This is a genomic window from Bacillus sp. UNC69MF (assembly GCF_000746035.1).
In the GTDB taxonomy this organism is placed as follows: domain Bacteria; phylum Bacillota; class Bacilli; order Bacillales; family Bacillaceae; genus Bacillus; species Bacillus velezensis.
Genome location: NZ_KN050798.1, coordinates 971,771 through 995,662, shown reverse-complemented (window position 1 = coordinate 995,662; position 23,892 = coordinate 971,771). Strand labels below are relative to the sequence as shown.

Here is a 23,892-nt window from a genome sequence, read left to right as displayed (position 1 = left end):
TTCATTCTGCTACTGTTTCATTTTATCGCGAAGCACCATTTGTAAAATGCCGCCGTGGCGATAGTAATCAATTTCCACTTCACTGTCAAAACGGACAACAACTTCAAATGTTTTTACCGTACCGTCTTCACTGATTGCTCTGACAGTCAGCAAGTCGCGCGGACGTACAGATTCATCAACATCCACCTCGATGACTTCCTTACCGGTTAAGCCGAGTGTATCCGCGTTTTCACCCTGTTTGAACTGAAGCGGCAGCACACCCATGAAGACGAGGTTGCTTCTGTGAATTCTTTCAAAGCTTTCGGCAATGACTGTTCTGATGCCGAGCAGGTTTGTTCCTTTTGCAGCCCAGTCACGTGAAGAGCCCATTCCGTAATCTTTTCCGGCCAGGACGACAAGACCCGTTTTATCTTCTTTATACCGCATGCAGGCATCATAAATAGATGTCACTTTCCCGGTAGGCCAATGTGTTGTGTATCCGCCTTCTGTACCCGGTGCGATTTGGTTTTTAATGCGGATATTGGCGAATGTTCCTCTCATCATGACTTCATGGTTTCCGCGGCGTGAGCCGTAAGAGTTAAAGTCACGAGGAGAAACGCCTTTTTCCTGCAGGTATTTGCCCGCCGGTGTGTCTTTTCCGATCGCTCCGGCCGGAGAAATGTGGTCAGTCGTCACAGAATCGCCGAATTTGCCGACAACGCGAAGTCCTCTTAAAGGCTCAACTTTTCCCGGCTCTACAGACATTTCCTCAAAGAACGGCGGGTTTTGAATGTAAGTGGAATCCTGATCCCACTTGTACAGCGCTTCATCCGTCGTTTCGATTTCGTTCCAGCGCTGGTTGTCGTCAAATACCGTTTCATACTCTTTGCGGAATAATTCCGGCGTAACAGTCTGTTTGACGAGAGAATTGATTTCATCCATGGACGGCCAGATGTCATCGAAATAAACATTTTGTCCATCATTTCCGACACCGATCGGATCCGTTTTCAGGTTGATATTCACAGTGCCTGCTAATGCGTATGCGACAACAAGCGGAGGTGACGCAAGGTAGTTTCCTTTGACAAGCGGATGGATCCGGCCTTCAAAGTTTCTGTTACCTGACAAGACAGAAGTGATCAAGAGATCATTTTTAGCAACCGCTTCTTCAATCTCTGGAGAAAGCGGGCCGGAGTTCCCGATACATGTCGTACAGCCATACCCTACGAGGTTAAAGCCGAGCTCCTTCATGTAAGGAAGCAGGCCTGAGTTGACTAAGTATCCAGTAACAACCTTAGACCCCGGTGCAAGTGATGTTTTAACATAATTCGGCACTTTCAAGCCTAATTCTACCGCTTTCTTGGCTACCAATCCGGCACCGATTAATACATAAGGGTTTGATGTATTCGTACAGCTTGTAATAGCGGCGATTGCAATCGCCCCTGTTTTCATAACCGCATCTTCGCCGCTGTTAAGTTTAAATGAAATTTCTTTGTTCTCTTCAGCAGCATCCGCTCCGAATCCTTGGTTGCCGGCCGGGCTGACTAGATGTTTTTTAAACGTTTCCTGCATAACGGAAAGCGGGATTAAATCCTGCGGACGTTTCGGTCCTGAAAGGTTCGCTTCAATTTTTGACAGATCAATTTCCACAACGTCTGTAAAAATCGGCTCTTCCGCGTCAGGCGTATAGAATAAACCGTTGTTGCGGCAGTATGCTTCCACAATATCGATCTGCTCTTCTTCACGGCCGGTCAGACGCAGGTAAGAAAGTGCTTCCTCGTCAACCGGGAAGAATCCGCAAGTCGCTCCGTATTCCGGCGCCATATTGGCAATAGTCGCACGATCCGCAAGCGGAAGCTCGGCAACACCAGGACCGAAGAATTCAACAAATTTATTGACTACGCCTTTTTCGCGCAGCACTTGAGTGACTTTCAGCGCCAAGTCAGTCGCCGTCGTTCCGTTAGGCAATTTTCCGACAAGTTTCGCGCCGATGACCTCAGGAACAGGGAAATATGAAGGCTGGCCGAGCATTCCCGCTTCCGCCTCAATACCGCCGACACCCCAGCCGAGGACGCCGATTCCGTTAATCATTGTTGTATGGGAATCTGTTCCCACCAATGTATCAGGATATGTCACAAGTTCTCCGTCTTCCTCTTTCGTATGAACGACACTTGCCAAAAACTCAAGGTTTACCTGGTGAACGATACCTGTTGCAGGCGGAACGGCCTGATAATTGTTAAACGCTTTCTTTGCCCAGCTTAAAAATTTATAACGTTCTGCATTTCTTTCGAATTCTAAGTCCATATTAATGGCTAACGCGTCTTCCGTACCGGCTTTGTCGACTTGAACGGAGTGGTCAATGACCAGGTCAACCGGAATTTCAGGATTGATTTTATCAGGGTCTCCGCCGACAGAGGCCATGGCTTTTCTTAAAGATGCCAGGTCAACTACGGCCGGAACGCCGGTAAAGTCCTGTAGAATAACCCTTGACGGTTTAAACGGCACATCGATATCTTTTAATTCAGCAGTACCCCATCTTGCTAAATTTTCAACATGTTCTTTTGTAATGACGCGTCCGTCTACCTGACGCAAAACGGATTCCAAAAGAACCTTAATAGAATAAGGAAGTTTTGAAACATTGCCGACCCCTGCGTCTTCCAATGCTTTTAATGAATAGTAGTTGTATGTTTTCCCATTTGAAGAAAATGTTTTCCTTGCTTGGAAAACGTCTTGTGTTGCGACTTTTTGCTGATTTGTCATTTCCCAAAATCCCCCTTCAATGATCAAGATCGTTCTTTAGATGAATGTTCACATTCCATCACAATTTTCTCACAATTTCATCTTAGTATAAAATCATACATAAGTAAATATCAATGTTTTTATTAAATACAATAAGATCGTCTTATCAGCATGATTTTCGGTAAATTTTGTCCGATTTTCCGCCTCATACAACGGGCTGTAAAGAGCCATATTAATGTTGAGGTGATGATCATGGTAAAACGGAAAGCCAATCATGTCATTAACGGCATGAATGATGCGAAAAGCCAAGGCAAAGGCGCGGGTTATATAGAAAATGACCAGCTCGTCCTGACGGAAGAAGAACGGCAGAACAATAAAAAAAGAAAAACAAACCAATAGCCGGAACACCTTAAAAAGGAGGCTTTAACATGACAAATAAAAATACGAGTAAAGATATGCATAAAAATGCTCCGAAGGGCCATAACCCCGGCCAGCCGGAACCGCTGAGCGGAAGCAAAAAAGTGAAAAACCGCAACCATACAAGACAAAAACATAATACAAGCCACGATATGTAAAACAGACCCCGTGTCTGTTTTTTTGTGCCATTCACCCATTCAAAGCTTCTGCATACGTTATAGCAAGGCTTTTTAATATGGAGGGATGCTTCCATGAATCACTCAAAAAACGCTGAAGAATTTGATGATACGGAAGAATGGCTGCGGCAGTTTTACGAGGACCCGTATGCTTGGTATGACGAGACGCTGCCGATCGATCTATATGAAACAAGCCGTCAATATATCATTGAAGCCGACCTGACGGCGCTGAAGCAGGTGCAAGCGATAACCGTCACTCTTTCGGGGAATGAATTTATGCTCTCTGTTAAAACGCTTGAACGGACGTTAAACAAACAAATGATGCTTCCTTTTTATCTGAATGACAAACATATTTTCACTGATTTCACCAACCATATTCTGACCGTCTCCATGAACAAGGAGCCAAATGAGACTCCTGCCTCTTTTTCCTTTCAATTTCCTCTATAACATAAAAAAGCCGCTTTCATCCCTCAATGGAAGCGGCTTTTTTGTCCGGTCATATCAGTCATATACCCTCAAAGTGAATCTCCCATGGCCAAATAGCAGAATCACTATACGATAGAATATGTTCTACCAACCGGAATGACTGGACATCTATCATTTTTTCTATTCTTTTTTTCATGTGTTCTTCTATTCTGTCTTCGTTTACAATATGGTTAAAGTAAGGAGGAGATAGAACAATGCTGGAAGGCTGGTTTATGTGGTTTATTTTATTTTGGGTCATCGTGATGATCGGATTGCTGTCTATCGGCGGGTTTTTTATGTTTCGAAAATTTTTAAAACGCTTACCGAAAGAAGACGGCCGGTCAGAACTGGATTGGCAGGACTATTATATTGAAAAAAGCAGGCACTTATGGAATGAGGGTGACAAGGCGTTTTTGGATGAATTGGTCGCCCCCGTGCCGGAGCTCTTTCGGGATGTAGCCAAAGCGAAAATCGCCGGAAAAATCGGTGAACTTTCCTTAGCGGAGGAAGCTGAACAAATAAACCGTGATTTAATCATCAGGGGTTACATACTGGCCACTCCTAAGCGTGATCATCAATTTTTAAAAAAGCATCTCCGTGAAAAACAGATTGATCTTACTCCTTATCAAGCCCTGCTCAAATAAAAAACCTTTCCGGCGCACGGAAAGGTTTTAATTCATCTGAATATCAGCGGTCTTCAGTTCATTCGAAAGTTTGCGGTAAGACAAAAACATCGCGATGCGCCACGGGACAATCATTCCGAAAGCCAGAATCCAAAACATTCCGCTTAAAGCTCCGTAATCAACCGTCGTGCTCAAAATGGATTTCATAGCGATTCTGATAACCAAGAGACCAATCAGGATAAACACAAACGCTTTTGACCGTTTTAAATAGATTTCATTATTTTTAATCTCAAATTTAGATGTTTTAATCAGAAAAATAGAGAAGATCACGCCCAGCGTAATGGCCTCCAAAAATTCTTCGCCCGTCACTCTGAAAATCGGAAAAAGGAACATAAGCGCTCCCGTACTCATGAAAATCGGCGGGAGAATTATTTTTTTAGGTGAAGCGGGCTTGTCGGAGGATTTAATCCTGACGATCATCACGGAAATTGCCATGGCCGCTGCAATAACGGATGAAATTATAATCATCATCTTTATCATTCCTTTGCTTGCACGGAGTTTGATACTATATACTATACTCCAAAAACATAAAAAAAACCAATTTGAAAAGAGAACACGTTTACGTTCCCGTTACCCGGCCTACGGCCTCCAGCACTTTAGATGCTTCAAACGGTTTAACGATAAAGTCTTTAGCGCCTAATTCAATCGCTTCCAGAACGATCCGCTGCTGCCGCATGGCGGTGCACATGATGATCCGGGCTTTCGGGTCAAAAGCTAAAATATCCTGCAGCGCCTGTATACCGTTTTTGACCGGCATGGTAATATCCATAGTCACCAGGTCGGGACGGATTTTTTGATATACTGCCAGAGCTTCCTCACCGTCAGCCGCTTCCCCGGCCACTGTGTAATTCGCCGATTCCAGAATCTCTCTGATTTTCACCCTCATGAACTTGGCGTCATCTACAACTAAAACTCGTGTCATATTCCCCTCCACATATTTAACATTAACTAGTCTTATTGTACCAAAAACAAAAGGGTATATAATAGTTCAAAAGTTATTAATCCGTTACAGACCCGTAAATCCTCCGAAAAGATTTGACAGAACGATCAGAATGTAGCTCATCCAGTTAAAAAACAGCATAACTCCGATCAGAATCATAAGAATGCCGCCGATTTTCATGATAAGCAGCTGATGCTTGCGAATCCAATTCATTCTGGTAATAAAAAATGAAAGAACAAGAAAAGGAATCGCAAATCCGAGAACATATAAAAACATATACGGCACTGCTGAAGAAGGATTTGTATTGGCCAGCGAAAACACGGCTCCTAAAATGGGCCCGCTGCACGGCGACCAGCCGGCTGCAAACGCAAGACCGATCAGAACCGAACCGATAAACCCCTCCGGACGGCGCTTAAAGTGAATGCGCCGCTCTTTCATCATGAATTTCGGCTGAAACACACCGGCAGTAATCAGCCCGAAAAGGATCAGCATGATAGCGCCAAACTGGCGGATCGCTTCATGATATTGGGTAAAAAAACTGCCGATAAACGAAGTTCCATATCCCAATGCGATAAAAATCACGGAGAAACCAAGCAAAAAACAAAGTGTATGCACGAGGCCACGCTTTTGCAGCATCACCTTTTCTGTTTTCACCTCGTCCATACTGACACCAGTTATGTAAGATAAAAAGGCGGGGTACAACGGCAGACAGCATGGAGAAATGAAAGACAGAAATCCGGCCCCAAACGTCAGAAAGTAATTAAAACTCACGATGACACACTCCCTTCGAGTTATGACAAAATCATTTCATTTTTTTAACACTTTCCCGAGAAGGATTACTTTTTATAGAAAAAGCTTATATAATTTAATTTGACATCGAGATATTATACTCCTTCTTATTTGAAAAACAGTATAAATGTGGATATAATAATAGCGACTCAGGTGAAAGATTTATGTATGAAAGGATATATCCCTGTGATTAGAGAGCATCTATTAAATGAAATTGAAAAAAAACGGGCAGAGCTGCTTAAAATCGTCATGACAAACGGAATGACATCAAACATTACGATAGAACTCAGCCAGGAGCTTGACCACCTTCTCATACAATATCAAAAAGAACTGCACACCGGCAGTTGGGGTGAAACATGACGCCAAAATAAAAAACCCTCTCCGGGTTTTTTATTTTATAACCATGTATCTCTATATAATAATCTGTACGTATTATTTCGCTTGATTATTCATGGCTTTCATCATTTGATTAATTTTCTTTTGAGAAGGTTTCATTCCCATTTGCATCATCATCATGCGTAACATTTGTTCATTAATAGGCGGATTCTTTTTCAAATAGCTCATCATATATTTACGAGCAATAAAAAACCCGAGTGCAACACCTATGAGCAATGCGACAACGCCCACTAGGATGCCAACCCATAAAGTCATTTTATTTCCTCCTTCATGTTGTCTAGTTTAAAGTGTACTAAACCAAAGGCTATTATACAACATTTACATCTCTTTTTCCTCGTTTTTAGACAAAATTTCTTTCTCTGACCGGATTTAACCACCCGTAGCGCCGTGTCTTGAAATCCATTGCAAGAAAACAGGGGCTGATTTTACGCAGAATCTCAAAGAAAATCGTTTCCGCCTCATAATCTCCCGAAGCCGCAATCTCAATTAAACTGTCTTTCATCATGAAGGTGGCGCGGCCCTTTTCTCCGGGCAGTGTAAGCCGGTAAATGGAATCCAAACGGCTGTAACTCATTCGGTTTAAATGCAGCTGGAGACGCTGATGCATATGTATCACCGGAATCGGTTCCGTTATATATTGAACTTGCTTTTCTGTCATTTGATATTCCTGGGGTGTCAGGTCTGTCCAATGATAGTCTCGAAACAACTCAAACATAGCCGTTTCCCGCCCGAAGTAGTGGTTCGCAAACTCATCCTTTATCAGGTGCGTATAGTAATGACGTTCCATTTCCTCATCCCCTTTTACAGCGCTTCGTTATTGTTTTCTATTATACAAAAGGAGAAAAGAAAGAATTGTCTATTACTGTTACGCCGCCCCTTCTATTTTTGTCGCATAAACAGGAAAAAGAGGATGATTTGACTCATCCTCTTTTGTCTCGTTATTTGTTTAAAAGTTTTTTCACGCGGTCAACCACGTTTTCTGCAGTAAACCCGTATTCTTTCATAATTGTTTCTCCCGGAGCTGAAGCACCGAAACGGTCAATTGCGAGAACGTCTCCTTCAAGACCGGTAAATTTACCCCATCCGAAGCTTGAACCCATTTCGATCGCAAGACGTTTCGTCACATTCGGAGGAAGCACGCTGTTTTTGTACTCTGCTGATTGTTTTTCAAAGCGGTCCCAGCTCGGCATGCTGACTACAGATACGTGAATGTTTTCTTCAGCCAGTTTCGCTTGAGCTTCGATCGCAAGTCCGACTTCAGAACCTGTCGCTAAAAGAAGAGCGGCCGGTGATTCCGTTTGGGCTTTGGAAACGATATAAGCCCCTTTTTCCACGCCCGCATACGCTTCTTCAGCCTGCTGATCAATCGTCGGCAGGTTTTGGCGTGTCAATACAAGAGCTGTCGGATGATCTTGGCTTTGAACGGCAACCTTCCATGCAGCTGCGGTTTCATTTCCGTCAGCAGGTCTGATCACAGAAAGGTTAGGAAGTGCGCGTAAAGAAGCAAGCTGCTCAATCGGTTCGTGAGTCGGCCCGTCCTCTCCTACGGCAATACTGTCATGCGTGAATACATAAGTGACGGGAAGACCCATCAATGACGCCAGACGAATGGCAGGTCTTAAATAATCAGAGAACACAAAGAATGTGCCGCCGAATACGCGGAGGCCGCCGTGAAGCGCCATTCCGTTTAATGCAGCGCCCATCGCAAATTCACGGACACCGAACCAGAAGTTTTTCCCGGCGTAGTCTTTGGCCGTGAAGTCTCCTCCATTTTTGATTGTCGTTTTATTTGAACCCGCAAGGTCAGCAGATCCCCCGACAAAGAAAGGAATTTTCTTGGCGATCCCGTTCAGCACCTCACCTGAAGATGCGCGGGAAGCAAGGCTGCTGCCTTTTTCATAAACGGGAACTTCCTGGTCCCAGTCTTTAGGAAGCTCGCCTTTCATGCCGAGTGACAGCTGTTCAGCAAGCTCAGGATATTTTTCTTTATAAGCCGCGAACAGCTCATTCCATTCCTGTTCTTTTTTCGAGCCGGCTTCTTTTACAGCTTGATTGAAATGCCCGTATACTTCTTCCGGAACATAAAAATCTTCTTCAAACGTCCAAGCATACGCTTCTTTTGTCAGCTTGCTCTCTTCTTGTCCTAACGGAGCGCCGTGAACGCCGGATGTGCCCGCGCGGTTTGGAGAACCGAAACCGATCGTGGTTTTCACTTCGATTAATGTCGGTTTTTTATCATTCTGGCGCGCTTTTTCAATTGCAGCCGTCAATTCAGCGATGTTGTTTCCGTCCTCAACATAAAGAACTTCCCAGTTCATTGCTTCAAAACGCTGCTTTACATTTTCAGAGAAAGAACGGTCTAAATCGCCGTCTAAGGAAATGTCATTAGAATCGTATAATACGATCAGGCGGCCTAATTCAAGATGGCCTGCAAGAGAAGCGGCTTCGGAAGAAATGCCTTCCATTAAATCGCCGTCTCCGCAAATACTGTATGTATAATGATCAACTACGTTGAATGAATCACGGTTATATGTCTCAGCCAGATGGCGTTCTGCAATTGCCATTCCCACTGCCATTGCAATACCCTGTCCAAGCGGCCCGGTCGTAGCGTCTACTCCGGCTGTATGCCCGAACTCCGGATGTCCCGGTGTTTTGCTTCCCCATTGACGGAACTGTTTCAAGTCTTCAATGCTGAGGTCATATCCGCTTAAATGCAGCATGCTGTATAAAAGCATTGAACCGTGGCCTGCTGATAAAACAAAGCGGTCGCGGTTAAACCAGCCCGGATTCTGCGGGTTTACATTCATAAATTTCGTCCACAGCGTATATGCCATCGGAGCGGCTCCCATCGGCATGCCCGGATGTCCGGAATTCGCTTTTTCAATTGCGTCTATAGATAGTGTACGAATGGTGGCAACTGATTTCTTTTCAATTGTATCCATTATAATCCCCTTCCTTATTGTTGTACCTTTTCATCATAAAGCGATGCTGACTTTTTCTCAACTCTTTCAGCTTAAATTTGAGATAAACTTGTTGAAAATTGTCGTAAAGCACATCCTGATATTAGTATATACGAAAAAAGAATACGTATTGCCGTATTCTTTCTGTTTAATGAAGATTATTTTTCTGTTGTTCTCTTTTTAATTTTTCAGGCGTGACATCGTTGCCTTCCGGATCAATCACTTTTACGCTCTTTAACGTATTTTTCATTGAGGAGCGGAATCCTTTCAAATACTCCTGGCGAAGCTTTTGCTGTTCAGCTTTTTCCTCATCCGTTATCGTGTTTGATTTAGCTTTTTGAGCCAATTCGTTAATTCTTGCGATTTTTTCTTTAGAAATCATAATAAGCTCCTTTGGTGCGTGTTGATTATATACTACTAAAACGCAGTCTTTTTTACAACTGATGCGCGTCAGCTGCCTTCTGTGTCTGCGGTATATTCCTGAAACCGCCGGTGAACCGTGGCTTTGGACACATCGTAGCCGAATCCCCTTAAGGTCGCTGCGATTTCTGCAAAAGTAAGCTTGTTGGCTCTCAGCCTGATAATTTCCGAAACCGGAACCTCTTTTTTTTCTTTTCCGCTGTTTTCATGTCTGTTTTTCAGATTCCGTTCAGGTTTGTAGCCGTTTTTCACGGCTCTTTTCATTCCCCGCCGGATTTTCATATTGTGAATTTTCCTTTGATATTCCTCAACAATACTGACGATTTCGAGTACCATCGAATCAGCTTCGGAAAGCTCCAGTTCACCTTTATGAGCCGTCGTATATATTTTTACGTTCTCCCTGTAAATGCAATGCAAAAGCGCAATCTTGGCGTTTCCTCTTCCCAATCTCGTTTCGTCCTGCACCAATATCGCGTCAATATGTGATTTTTTAATTTCATCAAGCATTTCAAATACTCCGTCGCGGTCCATTTCGTAACCGCTGGCTTTCTCAGAAATGACTTTCACGACTTCCATGCCGTTTGCAGCAGCAATCTCACTGAGCTCCTCTTCCTGTCTTTTTAATGACGTTTGCTGCTGTTCTTTGTTTGTGCTTACGCGGGCATAAATGAGCGCCTTCATTTCTCTCTTTCCTCTCTAATTGACAATGGCCAGCTGATATACGGCCGGATGCTTTTTCTTAACCGGAAGAATAAGTTCGTCTCCGGGCTTTATATCAGCAGTTTGGAGATGATTATTCTCCGTCACCCACTCAATGAAATCTTCTTTATTAATGTGTTTCTTTTCTGCTACATGATCCGCAAGTGACCAGAGTGTATCGCCGTCCTGAACCTTTATTTTAACATATTGGCTGAGGGACTGATCATTTCCCGCACATGAGACAAGTAAAATAGCGGCACTTAAAATCGCAGTAAACAGTCCGACAAATATAATAGATTCTTTCGCCATGTAAACAACCTCCGATAAGAATGTTTGTTCGCTTTTTATACCTTTCAGTATATACGAACAAACGTTTCTGTCAATCGTTTTTTTCGAACCTATGTTTGTACTGTCAGGAAAATCATGCTATAATCTACTTAAAATCGACGTTTTGAGGTGCGAAATATGACGAAGCTATCAAAAAGGCAGCTTGATATCCTGCGTTTTATTAAAGAAGAGGTAAAAACGAAAGGATATCCGCCTTCTGTAAGAGAGATAGGAGAAGCAGTAGGACTGGCTTCCAGTTCAACCGTGCACGGCCATTTGGCGCGGCTGGAGACAAAAGGCCTGATCAGACGGGACCCAACTAAACCGAGGGCGATTGAGGTATTGGATGAAGAAGAAGTCCAAATTCCGAAAAGCCAGGTCGTAAACGTTCCGGTCATCGGGAAAGTGACGGCGGGTATTCCGATTACGGCTGTTGAAAATATCGACGAGTATTTTCCGCTTCCTGACCGGATGGTTCCTCCGGGCGAACATGTCTTTATGTTAGAAATCATGGGAGAAAGTATGATCGACGCCGGCATTTTTGACAAAGATTACGTCATTGTCAAACAGCAGAACACGGCCAATAACGGAGAAATCGTCGTAGCTATGACCGAAGATGATGAAGCGACGGTCAAGCGCTTCTATAAAGAAGACAATTATGTGCGGCTGCAGCCGGAAAATCCGACGATGGAGCCGATTATCCTGCAAAACGTAAGTATTTTGGGGAAAGTTATCGGCGTATTCAGAGCCGTACATTAATTCTATTAAACTTCATTTATCGTAAAAAACCCCTTACAGAGGGGTTTTTTTGCATAAAAAAAGCAGATTCGCCCTGGCTTAAGAAACGAATCTGCTAAGGAGGAAAAACTTACATTCTTATTATCCGACATCACACTTTTGAAGTCAACTAATAATGTTTCCCTCGAGAAACTTTTCATTCATTTTTCAACTTTGTATATTTGTTCGTGATGAATTTACTTTTGTTTATGTTTTCTTTGGGCGGGTGCATTAAAATTTATATATGAATATTTAGTACATAGTACAATAAGTTATATTTAAATATAAAAAAACCCGCTGCCTTTAGCGAGTATCTATTTTCAATCAAAATGATAATATTCTACACCGTAAAACCCTTTAATATAGACGGGGCCACAGACGTTTGAAGAACTTTCAACCAGAATTCTGTATTTGTGATACGGATCAATTGATTTTTTATCCTGGGCACTGAGGTTTAACCAGCTGCCGCTGTAGTTTTTAGAACTTAATGTATAAAAATTCCCGTTCAGCGCCATCCGCTGGAGTTTCATGCTTAAACCGCACGAAGAGTTGTTCATTATGGTGAACTTATATCCTAAAAAGTAATCGTCGGCAGCTACAGCCCCCGGATTTTCAATATGAAACTCTTTTGCATTTCCCTCCAAAGTGAAGCTTGTTTTTGATTCGAATTCAGTGGTAGCCGCTTTAGCTGAGTGTATTCCGCTAAAACATAATAAAAAAACAGCAATACATATCCAGTATTTTTTCATTTGCATCCCCCTTTTTACATATTTTAACTTGTGAATCCTGTGATGTCTATTCACATTTTATTAAAACGTATGCTTTATAACCACTATATACCAGTTTAAAAATTTGCGGATTGCTTACAATGAAGACTAAACGAAATAACGAAGGTGGTTCAAATGAAACACGTAATTGCTTTCGCTTCTAAAACGGCGCTCACACTTGCTTTACTGTACATTGTTCTGGATCTTATGTACCAAGTAACCTTTTTAAACGTTCTGTTTATTACAGTGATCTTAAGTTTAATCACTTATTTTGCGGGTGATTGCATGATTCTGCCGAGAACAAGCAATTTCACAGCCGTTGCAGCTGATTTCGGAATTTCATTCATTATATTATGGATATTCCTTATGAACATTGGCGGATTTAATGTCTCTCCTGCCGCGGCATCGGTTATCTCTGCACTTTGCATTTCTGTTTTTGAGGCATTTTTTCACCGGTATTTGCAGCAATATGTACTTCCCGAAGATTATCAGGACACAACAGAGACGGATAGCACGCTATGGAGCTATCAAACCGAGGCGTCTGAAGAATTAGTGCCGGAAAAAGACCCTCAGGAAAAAACATAAAAAGGAGGCAATCGCCTCCTTCTCATTTTATTTTTGCTTCTGATCGTCCAGCGGCAGCTGCAGCAGTGAGTCTGTGCCTGTCGCTTTCGGCGTTTTTCCGTCCCATTTTTCAATCCATTTATATTTGATCATCTCATCGGACATTGATTTCTTTATGATTTCGTTATAATCAGCGATCCCTTCCGCTTCAATTTTTTTCTTTTTCGCTTCGGCTTCGGCTATTTTAATTTCAGTTTGTGTCCGTTCAAGTTCCTGTGAAGACTTCACCCTTGCATCGATAGCTTCCTGTGTGGCTTTATCCGGCTTCGGTACGCCAAGCGTCAGATCATCAATTAAAAATCCAAGACTCTTCATATCATCAGCAAATCTCTTTTGAACATCAGCAGCGGCTTCTGCAGATTTTTGCCCGTATGTGTCAATAACCGAGTATTTGCTGATTGATTTTCGCGCCGCATCCCACAGCCTTGTTTTTAAATATGTATTTTCAATCGTTTCAACGTCTACCGCTCCGAATTTGTTAAACAGATCGACTACTTTATCAGGCTGCACGACATAGTTGTAAGCGATATCCATTTCTATATTTTTACCGTCTGAGGTTGCCACTTTTATATTTTCATTATTCACTGTCTGCATACGCACCGGATATTCCGTTACTTTATTAAATAATCCGACTAAGTGCCAGCCTTGGTCCAATGTGTCGGATTTTACCCCGCCATTCGGTGAGTATACAACCCCGACATAACCGTTCGGTATTTTTTCAATGAATAGTGACGCTGTAACGCCCGCAATTAAAAGGGCTGCACCTATAATCACACCGCCGATAATTTTTTTTGTGTTTCCGCGCTTATTTTCGCTCATGCTGATCTTCTTCCTCCCATGACTTTTTGAATTTTTTGGCTCCGCTTCCCACTTGTTTAAAGATTGGACTAAGCATCAGCCATAAACCGAATCCGATGATGACAAGAAGAATGATAGACCCGATCATCACTTTCATTTGCCCACCTCTTTTCTTTCATCCTGTCAATTATGTATACGATCTTAAGAACTTAAAGTTTCATAAATTTCAAAAGAAAAAGCCCCGCCGACAAAATAGGCGTGCTTATTAATATTTGTCACTGATAAAATCAGAAATCGTTTTTGTGAATTGGTAAAAGGTCCCGTTTTGTGTGGATGCTCTGCTTTTCAGCGTAAAAGTGTCAAATAGTGATTTTCTGAAGCCGGTGCTCATTTCGATTTGAATACTCAATCCGGATGAAGATTGATTGGCAAGGTTGTTCGGACTGACGCCTGCATATTTATCATTTATGCCAAGAAGAACGGCAGGATACCCGTGCCGTTTCAGCACATCGGTCAAAAGTTCGGCCCGTTCTCTGTCTGTACCGCCGATTTTTATCTTTTTATCGTCACTGCCGTAACCGTGCAATGAAATGACATGAGAGTGCTCTTTCACCATTTGCACGGCCTTAGGTTCATCGAAATGCGAACTTGTCAAATGAAGAGCCGCATTACCGGCTGATTTTAACCCTTCAAATAAATATAAACTCCGGTTTTCGGCAATTTCTCTGGCTAACTCACTGGTCCCCGGCTCTATGCCTCCGCCGTGTATAGCTAATATGAGGACAGAAGGGTCATGCTCTCGCGTTGAAATGGAAAAATCGGAAGGATCTTCATTCAGCTTTAATTCCTCGAAACTGCCGTAAATATCTGAAGCGGCATCAGCCCGAAAGAACGGCAGAAGCAAAAACGGTAAAATTAAAACTAAAATTCCTTTTTTGGTTATTGATGGCATTTGTATGTTTATGTTACAATACAAATGCTTCAGCCTTTGAAGCGAACGGCAGAACAGGGTGACTTTGGACGGTTTCTTCTGCTCTGCCTCTTTGCCAGCTGCTTTACGGTCTATTCTTCTAACCCTTTTTGCCATAACATCATCCTTTCTTTTGTTTACACTTTTGTCACAATATTATATACGTTGGACAAAACCTCCGTTCATCTTGAAGAATAAAAACATCAAAACAACTTCTATCCTTTAACCTAAAAAAGTCTTTCTGTTCAAAGAGACGGAAGGCTTAAATGATAAAAATGAAACCCTTCTCCAGTTTTGGAGGAGAGTGAGGACTGTAGGGAAATCATTTTATCAATATGCTGAGCTGGGCTGGCGTCCGGCTCAAATATTTGCTCCGGCATAGACGGTTACGGAGCGGCCGGTTATTTCGATGTCAAATTCGAACGTGACGTATGATTTCCCAATTCAAGAATCCCCGAAACAAATTGAATGTAACTGCTGTTTCCATAAAAAAAAGACTGCTGTTAAGCAGTCTTTTTTCGTTTTATTTCGTGCCTGTTGATCCCAGTCCGCCGCGGTCATTGTTCCCGAGCTTGTCTACTTCGATCAGCTCCACTTCAGGCATTTTCTTCATGATTCTGAATTGGCAGATCCGCTCCCCCTTGGAAATGTCGGTATCCCGAAGCGCGAATGCAGGAAAAAACCAGAAGTCATTGTCGCCTTTATAAGATTCATCAATGACTCCCATTGAATTTGTCTGAATGATACCGAAATGCTTATATGTACTTGAACGCGGAACGACATGGGCCTCATATCCTTCCGGCAGTTCCATCGCAACTCCAAGCGGGATAAGTTTGAATTCACCTTTTTTGATTGTTATATCTTCAGCTGCCCGCAGATCAATCCAATCGCCCTGTTCAATTTTACTGATTCTCGTTTGCGTATCATCTGAATATTTAATTTTGATTTGTAAAGTCATTTTCGCTGCTCCTTTTGCTTCCCTATTTCAGTCGTATTGATGACCAATCCGTGCCCCATTATACCATTTAACTGATAAAAATGTTGATTTTGGTGTATATGCAGCCGAAGAGGAAGCACTGCGAAGCCAATGAGAATAAACCTAAAATGAGGGCCCCTCCTATCAGTTTTTCCTCCATTTTCACATGACAGCTTCAATTACAATAATACAAAGCTTTATATCCGCTCTTTCAACAGAGCTTTTTTAAAATTTCACCTTGGTTTCAAAAGGAATTTCGTTCTGAATAAAGAATTTGAAGAATAAGCGCTTAAAGGGCGCACGACTCTTTTCTGTCCCCTGCCTCAGGCGCTTATATCAAAAGAAAGAGGTGTCTTTAGAATGGTTCAATTTAAAAACTTTCCTGATCCGTCTTTAAACGCCCCATTGCAGTCTCGCCCTGCACAGCCCTCTGAATTGGAGCATCTCAAAGCAAGGATGCAGAATTTTATTAAGCATTCCGCAACGGATGATAATCTTGAGATCGCAGATGCCCGGGTGACGGCGGAAGGAATGGTCACCTCACTTTTAAAAGAACGGCTTGATACCGAATACGAAATGCTTATGAATAAAATCACCCGGGAAGTGAATGTGGAGGACTACGGAGCGGTCCCTGACGGCCGGGACAATACGGAAGCTTTTCGGAGAGCGATCGAGAACGGCCGAGTCAAAGTAAATGTTCCCGCAGGAGAATTTTTGGTTCAAGGGATAAAACTCCCCTCATGGACTACCATTTCCGGTGAGGGACAAGGGATTACCGTGCTTAAGCTTCATGAGGACACTCCCGCATTCGAATGGGTCATTACTAACGATGATTACGAAAATGGAAACCGTAATATTTTTGTGGAAAACATGACTTTAGACTGGAATCCTGATCGTCAATGCGGGGTCAGGAACCCCGGAGGACAGTTTTCCAGCTGTTTAACGTTTGCTAATGTGCAATACGGCTGGATTAAGAATGTTGAAACGGTTAACGCGGGTCTCCATGGTATTGATATTACATCTCCGACTTACGATCATTTGCCTGAAACAGAATGGACGAAAGACGGCTGCCGATATATATGGATTGATAACTGTGTGGCATACGGCGCCGGAGACGACGGCATTACCACCCATTACAGCGAGTATATTTTCATTTCCAACTGCCATTCCGGAAACCCCCGCGGCACAGAGCATGCTGAGGGCAGCGCAAACTCGAACGGCATTGAAATTGACGACGGCTCTAAACATGTATGGCTTTTAAATAACTATACGAGCGGAAATATCCGCGGGATTGAGGTAAAGGCGCACAGCCTGTGGCCGGCTTCTCAAAATGTTCATATTATCGGTCATGTTTCGTATCGTGATGTACGTTCATTTGATATTCGTCATATCGGCCATCATCAGGCCTCAGACCCCGAAAGCACGACGGCTTATGATGTTACTTTAACCGATTGCACCGCGATTGAACCGGTATTCAATGCTCTCTATGACGGTGTGACCCCGAGGGCGCTGGTCATCTCTGCCTATAAAAACGTTAATGTAAACGGATTCACAGCTATTGGTGATCCCTCATACGACTATGGCGGGAATCCAGTCGTGGCTCTTCAATACCGCAGTCAAAATATCACGATCAACGGCATTAAAATACGCGGCTTTACACAAGCAGGTGTTGACATCAATATATCCGGCGGATCAAATAAAACCGATTATGTTAAAATTTTAAATTTTGATATATACAAGTCATCTCCTAAAGGCATCTCAATCGGCGGAGGCCAATATAACGTAAATATTATGAACGGTACGATGATCGGAGACGGCGGTTCCGTCGGAATTACGTCCCCTAACAGTCAGGCCGTCATTCTCGGGGTGCAAGCGGAAGGTTACAGCGCGGCCGCATCTATAAAAGGACAGACTTATGAGCAGATCCCCGTCAATTTAAAGGGAGGCGCACAGCTCGCGACCAGCTCCGGTTTTGCATTCAACCCGACAAGCGCCGTTATTGCGGGAACAGGCGATATTACGGCCAGAGGTGACAGAAATGCGATCATCAGCTCTTCCGGAGGTTCAAGTTCTGAAGGTTCAAGGGCATTTATCGCCGCTTCTAACAATGTCCATATTACGGGCAGCAAAGTCTCTAGAACGATTCTGTCATCAGAAAGCATTACATTGGAAGAACCATACACGGTTGCCGGAGGGCATCAGTCCATCAAATGGAAATTGGATTCAGCGGGCGGCCACGGTACGTTCGCCGGAGCTGTCACCTCTTCCCTGTCAGGGTACGGAGAATATTTTGAAAGTGTAACCGGCCAGACAATTCCCGCCGGGACAATCGTCACAGTGAAAGGCGAAAAAATTGAATCGGCTCACGTCGGAGATTACATGCTCGGCGTCATTTCAGAAACAGCCGCTTTTATCTCAGGAGCCGCAAGCTTCGGATGGCAAAGCCGCTTTTTGACAAACGAGTTCGGCGGTTTCATATACGAAAATGTGACTGACGAGGAAACAGGAGAAACGGTACGCGTGCCGAAACAAAACCCAGACTGCAGTCCGGCTCTTGAAGCTGACTATGAAGCACGAGCGGCCAGAGACGAATGGCACATTGTCGGACTCAACGGCCGGCATTACGTACGGGTCGACGGTACGGTCAGCCCGGGAGATTATATCACGGCCCATAACGGAATCGGGACTAAAGCCGCGGAAGGCTGGAAGGTATTGAAACTGACGGCCTTATACAGTTCTGAAAAAGGGTACGGCATTGCAATTGCGGTTATCAAATAGGGTCTCAATATCAGGATCATCTCCTCTCTTTTCTATCGGGCGGGTATGATCCTGTTTTTTATACCGAATGAGATGCCTCTTTTTCAGCATACCGTTTCATTTGTCCAAGCCATCCATGCTTTCTGTCATAGAATACTACCGTCAGATGAAAAAAGGAGGAATATGAGTATGGATATGGGAATGGATATGGGAATGGATATGGGAATGGATATGGATATGGATATGGATATGAACGGACATTATGATCACCACCCAAAACAGCCTAAACAAAAAAAGAAGAAACAAGATAAAAAGCATCTTGATTATGATTACATCGTTGTTTATAAAAGAAAATGCAAAAAATGTAAAAAATGCTGCTAACTTGACATATCAACACTTTTTACACCCGGTAAACTCCGGGTGTTTTTCTTATTATGGCGTTTCTCCGGGCTATTTTCACCCAAAATCCGGTCATCCTATCACAATACATAAAAAGACTCTATTATTTTCTTCCCTTTTCGCCTAATTAAAAGTATTTCATTTACAGAAAACAACACAAATAGAATGACATGACTTTTGAGAAAATCTACTCTTTGCTTGGTCAATTTTTCTGCGATACCATGAATTTGCAACAATTTTTAAAAATTTCCTCAGGAGGTCATAGCCATGAAAATCGCCAGAACGATAGTCGGATCATGCTTAGCTTTATCTCTAACAATTCCTTTCACAGCCAGTGCCTCAGCAGCCAGTCAGTCTGAACACGCAAACGCGCCTCACGTTTCACCCATTGCAAATCCGTTAGAAAGTAAATTATCCCAAACAGCAGACCAAAACGTAAAAGCAGCAGGTGTTGATGCCGGGCTGAACGTAAACGTAGATGTTCTCGGAATCTCAGATCGCATTGCTGAAGCGGTTAAGTCAGATCAAAACCGTACCGGCTGGGTAAAAAATGTCATGGAAACAACATTTTACGCATCAGGACAGAAGTACAACGTCATGGTGTTCAATTTAAATCAAGAATATGAAGACCGCTTTAACGGCGTTCAATTTTACGGATCAGCCGTTTATGACGGTATTACTTACGGAATCTGGGTCTTCGAAGACGGGTCCTTCGATAACAAAGGAGACGGGGGCTGGATCAATTGGGCATTCAGAGGGTGGTTCGATCGTGATAATCAGCATATTGAATTCCACAGACCTTAATACGGAGAAAACTTGCGGCAGCGCCCGCAAGTTTTTTTTAACTGGACTGCACATTTTTCACCGTTATAACGACTATACTTGAAGTGCGGGCTCCGATCGCAGCCCCGGTAAAGTCTTTCAAAGTGAGGGTATACCATGTCAAAGTCTTTAAAAATAGTGTTGTGGAGCATATTGGTGTTCATCATCTTGTTAGTGATTATCGGAATCGTTTCTTACAATCAAACTCCGTCTGCAGAAAGCACAGCAAAAAAATGCTTTACAGCGTCTAATCCATGTTAAGCCTTCATCGGCTTTTTTTATTTACCGCAGAACACTTGAAGTTCTTCTATTTAGATCGTTAACGTTCCCATTCGGAATGGAGTATACGCGTGTATCATCAGGCAATCCGTTTTGATACATGGTTCCGATTATGCCCTTCGCATCTTTTTTCTCGATTCCCCATCACATTCCCTTTTTTCATGATACTGCTCTTGAAACCAACCAATCATTTCTTCAGCCTGTTCCGTTGAATCAAAAGGTTCCAATCCTAATAGCGTGTTACATTTTCATTTTTTAAAAAACAAGCCAGCTGCGCATCCTCTTCGCAACTTCTCAATGTATGAGCCTACCCGTTTCTATTACAGGAAGCAGTACGATGCCTCCTTTTACTCATTTTAACGGATGGTCATGTAAAGGAAATATAGACTAAAAAAACTTTTTTCAAAAAGTAAACTAGCATCCCTATCAAACTTTTCATTTCGGCATAATATGTATTAATCCTCTTTAGGAGGTGAGATTATATGGGATTCTCAGGTGGTTATGGTAGCTCCTTTGCGTTAATCGTGGTGCTATTCATTTTATTAATCATCGTTGGGGCTTCTTTCCTCGGCGGTTATTAAGAATCCTCTTACCTCCGCATCCATGTCAGCAGCACCTCCATGATCGTACGGCGCCATAAATGAAATGTTTATGGCGCTCTGCTGTTTTTCCCCTTTTCATTCACACATTAAAACTAAAAAGATCGGCCGATGTATCAACATGCAGCCGATCAGTAATTCATAGATTATTGTGTAAGGTTTACATCGATGACGTTATAGAAGGCATTGGAAGTATCCGCAACGTCCCATACCCCTAAAATGACATGATACCCGCTTCGATCAGTCGGCACAAAAATCTTATGAGTCAGATTCGTATCTGCCTTGGAACCGTCGTGGTTTACCGTTCCGATTAATTCGAATTCATCTCTTGACAAAGGTTTATTCGGATTCCAGTTTTTCTTGGTGATATAATAGTGCCACTTTGATGTCGCATGAGGGGCCGTGTAGTACCAAGTAAAGGTGTTAAAACCGCCGCGGATGTTTTGTTTTACCCAATAATCTGCAGTCTGCTTGTCTAAACCGAAGTCAATTTGTCCCGATCCCCCATTTGCAGACGCAATTCTTCCATCCGGCGGACCAGCAGCCGGAAATCCTTTCGGCCCTTCTACAGACTGAGGATTATCAATGACAGAGCCATATTTTTGCGCAGCGGCCGTCCAGCCCAATGTTTGTTTCTCTAATGCTCCCATGTACGCTCTGCTGACGGGCTCTTTTATATACCCGTGCGCAGATGCACCACTTGAATAGAAAGCGCCTCCAATACCAAGAGTAACAGTTAAAACTGCAGCTTTGACTAAACCCTTCATTACTGCATCATCCTCCCTCTTTTGTTAATAAAAACCTTTCAGTGTATACACTTCACGATAGAGGATGAAATGACCTTCCTTTTCTTGATAGGAAAAAGCAATGAGGTTGGCGCTTTTCCCTTTGTTTTTTATAATCATAAAGAAAAAGCCGGGCCGATTCTGTTGTCGAATCCGCGATTGACCGGCCCGCCCCTTTTGCTCAAAACTTCATTCGCTGGATTTGCCGGTTTCTTTTCGGATAACCGGTGCTACTTCAGCTGCTAATCGTTCGATGTTTTCCGCGGCTTTTTTAAACGGCATACCTCCTATATCGATTTGCGCGAGAAATCGCTGATGTCCGAATAACTCGTATTGATGCATGATTTTTTCAATGATCTGCTGTGAGCTTCCCACAAATAAAGCTGTTTCTTTTCCGGACGCCCGCTCAAAATCTTCCTTCGTTAAAGGCTCATCGATCCCGTGATATGAATGAACGTGAGACCAGTAATTTGAATGATACGGATAAAATTCTTGTATTGCCTGTTCATTCGTTTTTGAAATGAACATATGTCCGGTTACGGCAACCTTCACATTTTCCGGAGGATGACCGGCTTTAGAAGCCGCTTCCCGGTATTTGTCAACAAGCGGCTTAGATGACATCGGATCACCGCTCAGTACAGCTAATGCCAACCCCGCACCTGCACGCCCGGCCCGTTCTGCGCTTTCCGGAGTCCCCGAAACACCTAACCATAGCGGAATGCTTCCGCGAAAAGGCCGAGGAGAAATTTCTGCCTCGCGCAGCGGCGGCCGGTAACGTCCTTTCCAGGTAACCGATTCTTCCCCGGAATTTAATTTTAAAAAAAGGTCAATGTGTTCTTCAAACAGTTCTTTATAATGGCCTACGTCATAACCGAAAAGAGGAAACGAGTCTAAAAATGCGCCCCGTCCCACAATGATTTCCGCCCGGCCGTCTGAAATCAGATCAAGCGTTGCAAAATCCTCAAATAAACGGACGGGATCTGCGGTGGATAATACAGTCGTGGCACTGGTCAGCTTAATATTTTCAGTGATCTGTGAAATCGCTGATAAGATGGCCGGCGGCGAAGATACCGCATAATCAAGACGATGATGCTCGCCTACACCGAATACATCAAGCCCTGCGTCGTCAGCCAGTTTCGCCAGCTTCATCAATTCATCTATCCGCTGCTTTGCGCTGACTGTTTTCCCTGTCAGAGGATCGGGATATAATTCTGCAAATGAATAAATTCCAATTTCCATACAATCACGGTGTTCAGCCCTCACATTTCTCTCCTCCTGCACTGTGTAAAAAAAGCTTTTATGTTATTCTATTCAGCCGTTTTACAAATAGGAATTCGTTCAAAATAAATACAGAAGCTTAACATGCAGAAGGTCGGTATGAGAGAAAAAAAAGTTTCTGGCGTCCTTCAATTCTGCCCATTATACTCATGCAGCCGGACTAGGCAAGAACAAAGCCGGCACAAGCGGATTCGAATTCATGTGTTCATTTTCAGTCCAATTCAATCCAATCGTGATATTGATCATAAAGCTTTCGTATTCTTCCGGCATCAAGAGCAATGACTTCACACCCTCTGTCATCATACAGAAAGAAAATAATATCTTTTGTCATATTCACAAAGAAAACATCGGGATACCCAACGGAACAGCCCCCGAACCTTGGCTTCAGCGGAAAATCTTCGTGGACGGCTGCCTTAAGTAATTTGGCGATACGCAGATCTTTCCGTTTACATAATAGAGAAAACTGCTGCATTTCATATTCTTCTTCGACCGGGCATGGACAGGTCTTCACTTGAATCCGATATAAATCATCCTTACACTTCAGAAACGGCTTATAAACCTTTAATTTTCTCGCGTGATTACCTTGAGTTTTGTGCTTATACACGTTGGCAACAAGAAACAAGTCATCGCTATGTTCAAACAGCTCATTGAAAAGTGCTGCGGTTTGATGATGGACAAGCTGAAAATACTCAAGATTCAAAGCACCGCTTTCATTAAATTGATACATATTGCCGCCGAGAGAAAAATGAATTCCCACGTCCCATTGATGATAAATGCCGGGCACTAATTTTAAAGTCGGAAACCTTTCCTTCAGATAATCATTTATTTTCATTCAAACATCTCACTTTCCTTTTCCCGCTCTAGAAGCAGAAGAAGCCGAAAACATTCCGCTTATTTCTTTTTCACCCTTGTAATATTATTCCGATTGGAATACAATGAAATAGAACACTGTGAACCCCATTGATCAGGGTGGATGCTGGTCACATTCATCCTGATCCTTTCTTTTACACAAGATCGCCCCAACTTTGAACCCCTCCGTTCCAACCCTATTCATTGATATTACATATATTTCAA

29 protein-coding genes are annotated in these 23,892 nt (G+C 43.1%); 11 read left to right on the top strand and 18 right to left on the bottom strand.

What is annotated here, in order from left to right; all coding sequences use genetic code 11:
- Positions 1-9: 9 nt before the first annotated feature.
- Positions 10-2,736: an aconitate hydratase AcnA gene (gene acnA, locus BR62_RS0116780; protein ID WP_017417878.1), complete on the bottom strand. Its 2,727-nt coding sequence runs from the start codon at positions 2,734-2,736 to the stop codon at positions 10-12.
- 231 nt (positions 2,737-2,967) lie between these two features.
- Between acnA and sspO the strand changes: the two genes are divergently transcribed.
- The 4 genes from sspO (at position 2,968) to BR62_RS0116760 (ending at position 4,417) form a co-directional block, all read left to right on the top strand.
- Entirely contained in the window at positions 2,968-3,114 is a 147-nt protein-coding gene (gene sspO / locus BR62_RS0116775) for an acid-soluble spore protein SspO (RefSeq protein ID WP_003153982.1), read from the top strand.
- Between the two features lie 29 nt (positions 3,115-3,143).
- The gene (locus BR62_RS0116770; protein ID WP_003153984.1) at positions 3,144-3,290 is read left to right on the top strand and encodes a small acid-soluble spore protein P; all 147 of its coding nucleotides are present in this window, start codon (positions 3,144-3,146) and stop codon (positions 3,288-3,290) included.
- 93 nt (positions 3,291-3,383) lie between these two features.
- Positions 3,384-3,755, top strand: a complete 372-nt coding sequence (locus tag BR62_RS0116765) for an Hsp20/alpha crystallin family protein (RefSeq protein WP_007410324.1) — start codon at positions 3,384-3,386, stop codon at positions 3,753-3,755.
- Between the two features lie 233 nt (positions 3,756-3,988).
- Complete coding sequence (locus BR62_RS0116760) at positions 3,989-4,417, top strand: DUF2621 domain-containing protein (RefSeq protein ID WP_007410325.1); 429 nt, start codon at positions 3,989-3,991, stop codon at positions 4,415-4,417.
- 27 nt (positions 4,418-4,444) lie between these two features.
- On the opposite strand, the gene BR62_RS0116755 is transcribed toward BR62_RS0116760, so the two are convergent.
- From BR62_RS0116755 to BR62_RS0116745, 3 genes are all read right to left on the bottom strand, one after another.
- Positions 4,445-4,936, bottom strand: a complete 492-nt coding sequence (locus BR62_RS0116755; protein WP_119001774.1) for a CcdC family protein — start codon at positions 4,934-4,936, stop codon at positions 4,445-4,447.
- Between the two features lie 79 nt (positions 4,937-5,015).
- Positions 5,016-5,378 (bottom strand): response regulator, encoded by a 363-nt coding sequence (locus tag BR62_RS0116750; protein WP_007410327.1) that lies wholly within the window; start codon positions 5,376-5,378, stop codon positions 5,016-5,018.
- An 84-nt stretch (positions 5,379-5,462) separates the two neighbouring features.
- On the bottom strand, positions 5,463-6,170 hold the full coding sequence (locus BR62_RS0116745) for a cytochrome c biogenesis protein CcdA (protein WP_088056486.1): 708 nt from the start codon (positions 6,168-6,170) through the stop codon (positions 5,463-5,465).
- A gap of 201 nt (positions 6,171-6,371) precedes the next feature.
- Here BR62_RS0116745 and BR62_RS0116740 point away from each other — a divergent pair, with 201 nt between their 5' ends.
- Positions 6,372-6,545 (top strand): aspartyl-phosphate phosphatase Spo0E family protein, encoded by a 174-nt coding sequence (locus tag BR62_RS0116740; protein ID WP_012117647.1) that lies wholly within the window; start codon positions 6,372-6,374, stop codon positions 6,543-6,545.
- A gap of 72 nt (positions 6,546-6,617) precedes the next feature.
- Here BR62_RS0116740 and BR62_RS0116735 read toward each other — a convergent pair whose 3' ends face one another.
- From BR62_RS0116735 to yneA, 6 genes are all read right to left on the bottom strand, one after another.
- Entirely contained in the window at positions 6,618-6,836 is a 219-nt protein-coding gene (locus BR62_RS0116735; RefSeq protein ID WP_003153994.1) for a YneF family protein, read from the bottom strand.
- Between the two features lie 85 nt (positions 6,837-6,921).
- A complete protein-coding gene (sirA, locus tag BR62_RS0116730; protein WP_003153995.1) occupies positions 6,922-7,368 on the bottom strand; it encodes a sporulation inhibitor of replication protein SirA in 447 nt (148 codons plus the stop codon).
- Positions 7,369-7,519: 151 nt separating this feature from the next.
- Positions 7,520-9,523, bottom strand: coding sequence for a transketolase (gene tkt / locus BR62_RS0116725; RefSeq protein ID WP_032865999.1), 2,004 nt, complete (start codon positions 9,521-9,523; stop codon positions 7,520-7,522).
- A 166-nt stretch (positions 9,524-9,689) separates the two neighbouring features.
- Positions 9,690-9,923: a DUF896 domain-containing protein gene (locus BR62_RS0116720; RefSeq protein WP_003153997.1), complete on the bottom strand. Its 234-nt coding sequence runs from the start codon at positions 9,921-9,923 to the stop codon at positions 9,690-9,692.
- 68 nt (positions 9,924-9,991) lie between these two features.
- Positions 9,992-10,642 (bottom strand): YneB family resolvase-like protein, encoded by a 651-nt coding sequence (locus BR62_RS0116715; protein ID WP_003153998.1) that lies wholly within the window; start codon positions 10,640-10,642, stop codon positions 9,992-9,994.
- Positions 10,643-10,657: 15 nt separating this feature from the next.
- The gene (yneA, locus tag BR62_RS0116710) at positions 10,658-10,969 is read right to left on the bottom strand and encodes a cell division suppressor protein YneA (protein ID WP_003154001.1); all 312 of its coding nucleotides are present in this window, start codon (positions 10,967-10,969) and stop codon (positions 10,658-10,660) included.
- Between the two features lie 156 nt (positions 10,970-11,125).
- Here yneA and lexA point away from each other — a divergent pair, with 156 nt between their 5' ends.
- Positions 11,126-11,746: a transcriptional repressor LexA gene (gene lexA, locus BR62_RS0116705; protein ID WP_007611720.1), complete on the top strand. Its 621-nt coding sequence runs from the start codon at positions 11,126-11,128 to the stop codon at positions 11,744-11,746.
- Positions 11,747-12,084: 338 nt separating this feature from the next.
- Here lexA and BR62_RS0116700 read toward each other — a convergent pair whose 3' ends face one another.
- On the bottom strand, positions 12,085-12,513 hold the full coding sequence (locus BR62_RS0116700) for a hypothetical protein (protein ID WP_032871574.1): 429 nt from the start codon (positions 12,511-12,513) through the stop codon (positions 12,085-12,087).
- Positions 12,514-12,666: 153 nt separating this feature from the next.
- Between BR62_RS0116700 and BR62_RS0116695 the strand changes: the two genes are divergently transcribed.
- Complete coding sequence (locus BR62_RS0116695; RefSeq protein WP_003154009.1) at positions 12,667-13,116, top strand: YndM family protein; 450 nt, start codon at positions 12,667-12,669, stop codon at positions 13,114-13,116.
- A 27-nt stretch (positions 13,117-13,143) separates the two neighbouring features.
- On the opposite strand, the gene BR62_RS0116690 is transcribed toward BR62_RS0116695, so the two are convergent.
- The 4 genes from BR62_RS0116690 to BR62_RS0116680 form a co-directional block, all read right to left on the bottom strand.
- Positions 13,144-13,974, bottom strand: coding sequence for a prohibitin family protein (locus BR62_RS0116690; RefSeq protein ID WP_007410333.1), 831 nt, complete (start codon positions 13,972-13,974; stop codon positions 13,144-13,146).
- A complete protein-coding gene (locus BR62_RS19775; RefSeq protein WP_007410334.1) occupies positions 13,961-14,110 on the bottom strand; it encodes a hypothetical protein in 150 nt (49 codons plus the stop codon). Before BR62_RS19775 ends, BR62_RS0116690 begins: the two co-directional genes overlap by 14 nt.
- Positions 14,111-14,218: 108 nt before the next feature.
- Positions 14,219-15,040, bottom strand: coding sequence for a poly-gamma-glutamate hydrolase family protein (locus BR62_RS0116685; protein ID WP_007410335.1), 822 nt, complete (start codon positions 15,038-15,040; stop codon positions 14,219-14,221).
- A 406-nt stretch (positions 15,041-15,446) separates the two neighbouring features.
- Positions 15,447-15,881 (bottom strand): dUTP diphosphatase, encoded by a 435-nt coding sequence (locus BR62_RS0116680; protein WP_003154017.1) that lies wholly within the window; start codon positions 15,879-15,881, stop codon positions 15,447-15,449.
- A 378-nt stretch (positions 15,882-16,259) separates the two neighbouring features.
- Here BR62_RS0116680 and BR62_RS0116675 point away from each other — a divergent pair, with 378 nt between their 5' ends.
- The 4 genes from BR62_RS0116675 (at position 16,260) to BR62_RS19380 (ending at position 20,737) form a co-directional block, all read left to right on the top strand.
- Complete coding sequence (locus BR62_RS0116675) at positions 16,260-18,677, top strand: peptidase G2 autoproteolytic cleavage domain-containing protein (protein ID WP_032871572.1); 2,418 nt, start codon at positions 16,260-16,262, stop codon at positions 18,675-18,677.
- A gap of 174 nt (positions 18,678-18,851) precedes the next feature.
- On the top strand, positions 18,852-19,037 hold the full coding sequence (locus tag BR62_RS0116670; RefSeq protein WP_331280728.1) for a hypothetical protein: 186 nt from the start codon (positions 18,852-18,854) through the stop codon (positions 19,035-19,037).
- A gap of 285 nt (positions 19,038-19,322) precedes the next feature.
- Positions 19,323-19,859 carry a hypothetical protein gene (locus BR62_RS0116665; protein ID WP_025284782.1) on the top strand — a complete coding sequence of 179 codons (537 nt, stop codon included), beginning with the start codon at positions 19,323-19,325 and terminating at the stop codon, positions 19,857-19,859.
- Between the two features lie 779 nt (positions 19,860-20,638).
- Positions 20,639-20,737, top strand: a complete 99-nt coding sequence (locus tag BR62_RS19380) for a YjcZ family sporulation protein (RefSeq protein WP_003154022.1) — start codon at positions 20,639-20,641, stop codon at positions 20,735-20,737.
- Between the two features lie 164 nt (positions 20,738-20,901).
- On the opposite strand, the gene BR62_RS0116655 is transcribed toward BR62_RS19380, so the two are convergent.
- The 3 genes from BR62_RS0116655 to BR62_RS0116645 all read right to left on the bottom strand — a co-directional run bounded on the left by BR62_RS0116655 (position 20,902) and on the right by BR62_RS0116645 (position 23,650).
- The gene (locus BR62_RS0116655; RefSeq protein WP_015239922.1) at positions 20,902-21,522 is read right to left on the bottom strand and encodes a lytic polysaccharide monooxygenase auxiliary activity family 9 protein; all 621 of its coding nucleotides are present in this window, start codon (positions 21,520-21,522) and stop codon (positions 20,902-20,904) included.
- A 207-nt stretch (positions 21,523-21,729) separates the two neighbouring features.
- Positions 21,730-22,803 carry an LLM class flavin-dependent oxidoreductase gene (locus tag BR62_RS0116650; RefSeq protein ID WP_032871568.1) on the bottom strand — a complete coding sequence of 358 codons (1,074 nt, stop codon included), beginning with the start codon at positions 22,801-22,803 and terminating at the stop codon, positions 21,730-21,732.
- 226 nt (positions 22,804-23,029) lie between these two features.
- Entirely contained in the window at positions 23,030-23,650 is a 621-nt protein-coding gene (locus BR62_RS0116645) for a DUF3885 domain-containing protein (RefSeq protein WP_032871565.1), read from the bottom strand.
- Positions 23,651-23,892: the final 242 nt, after the last annotated feature.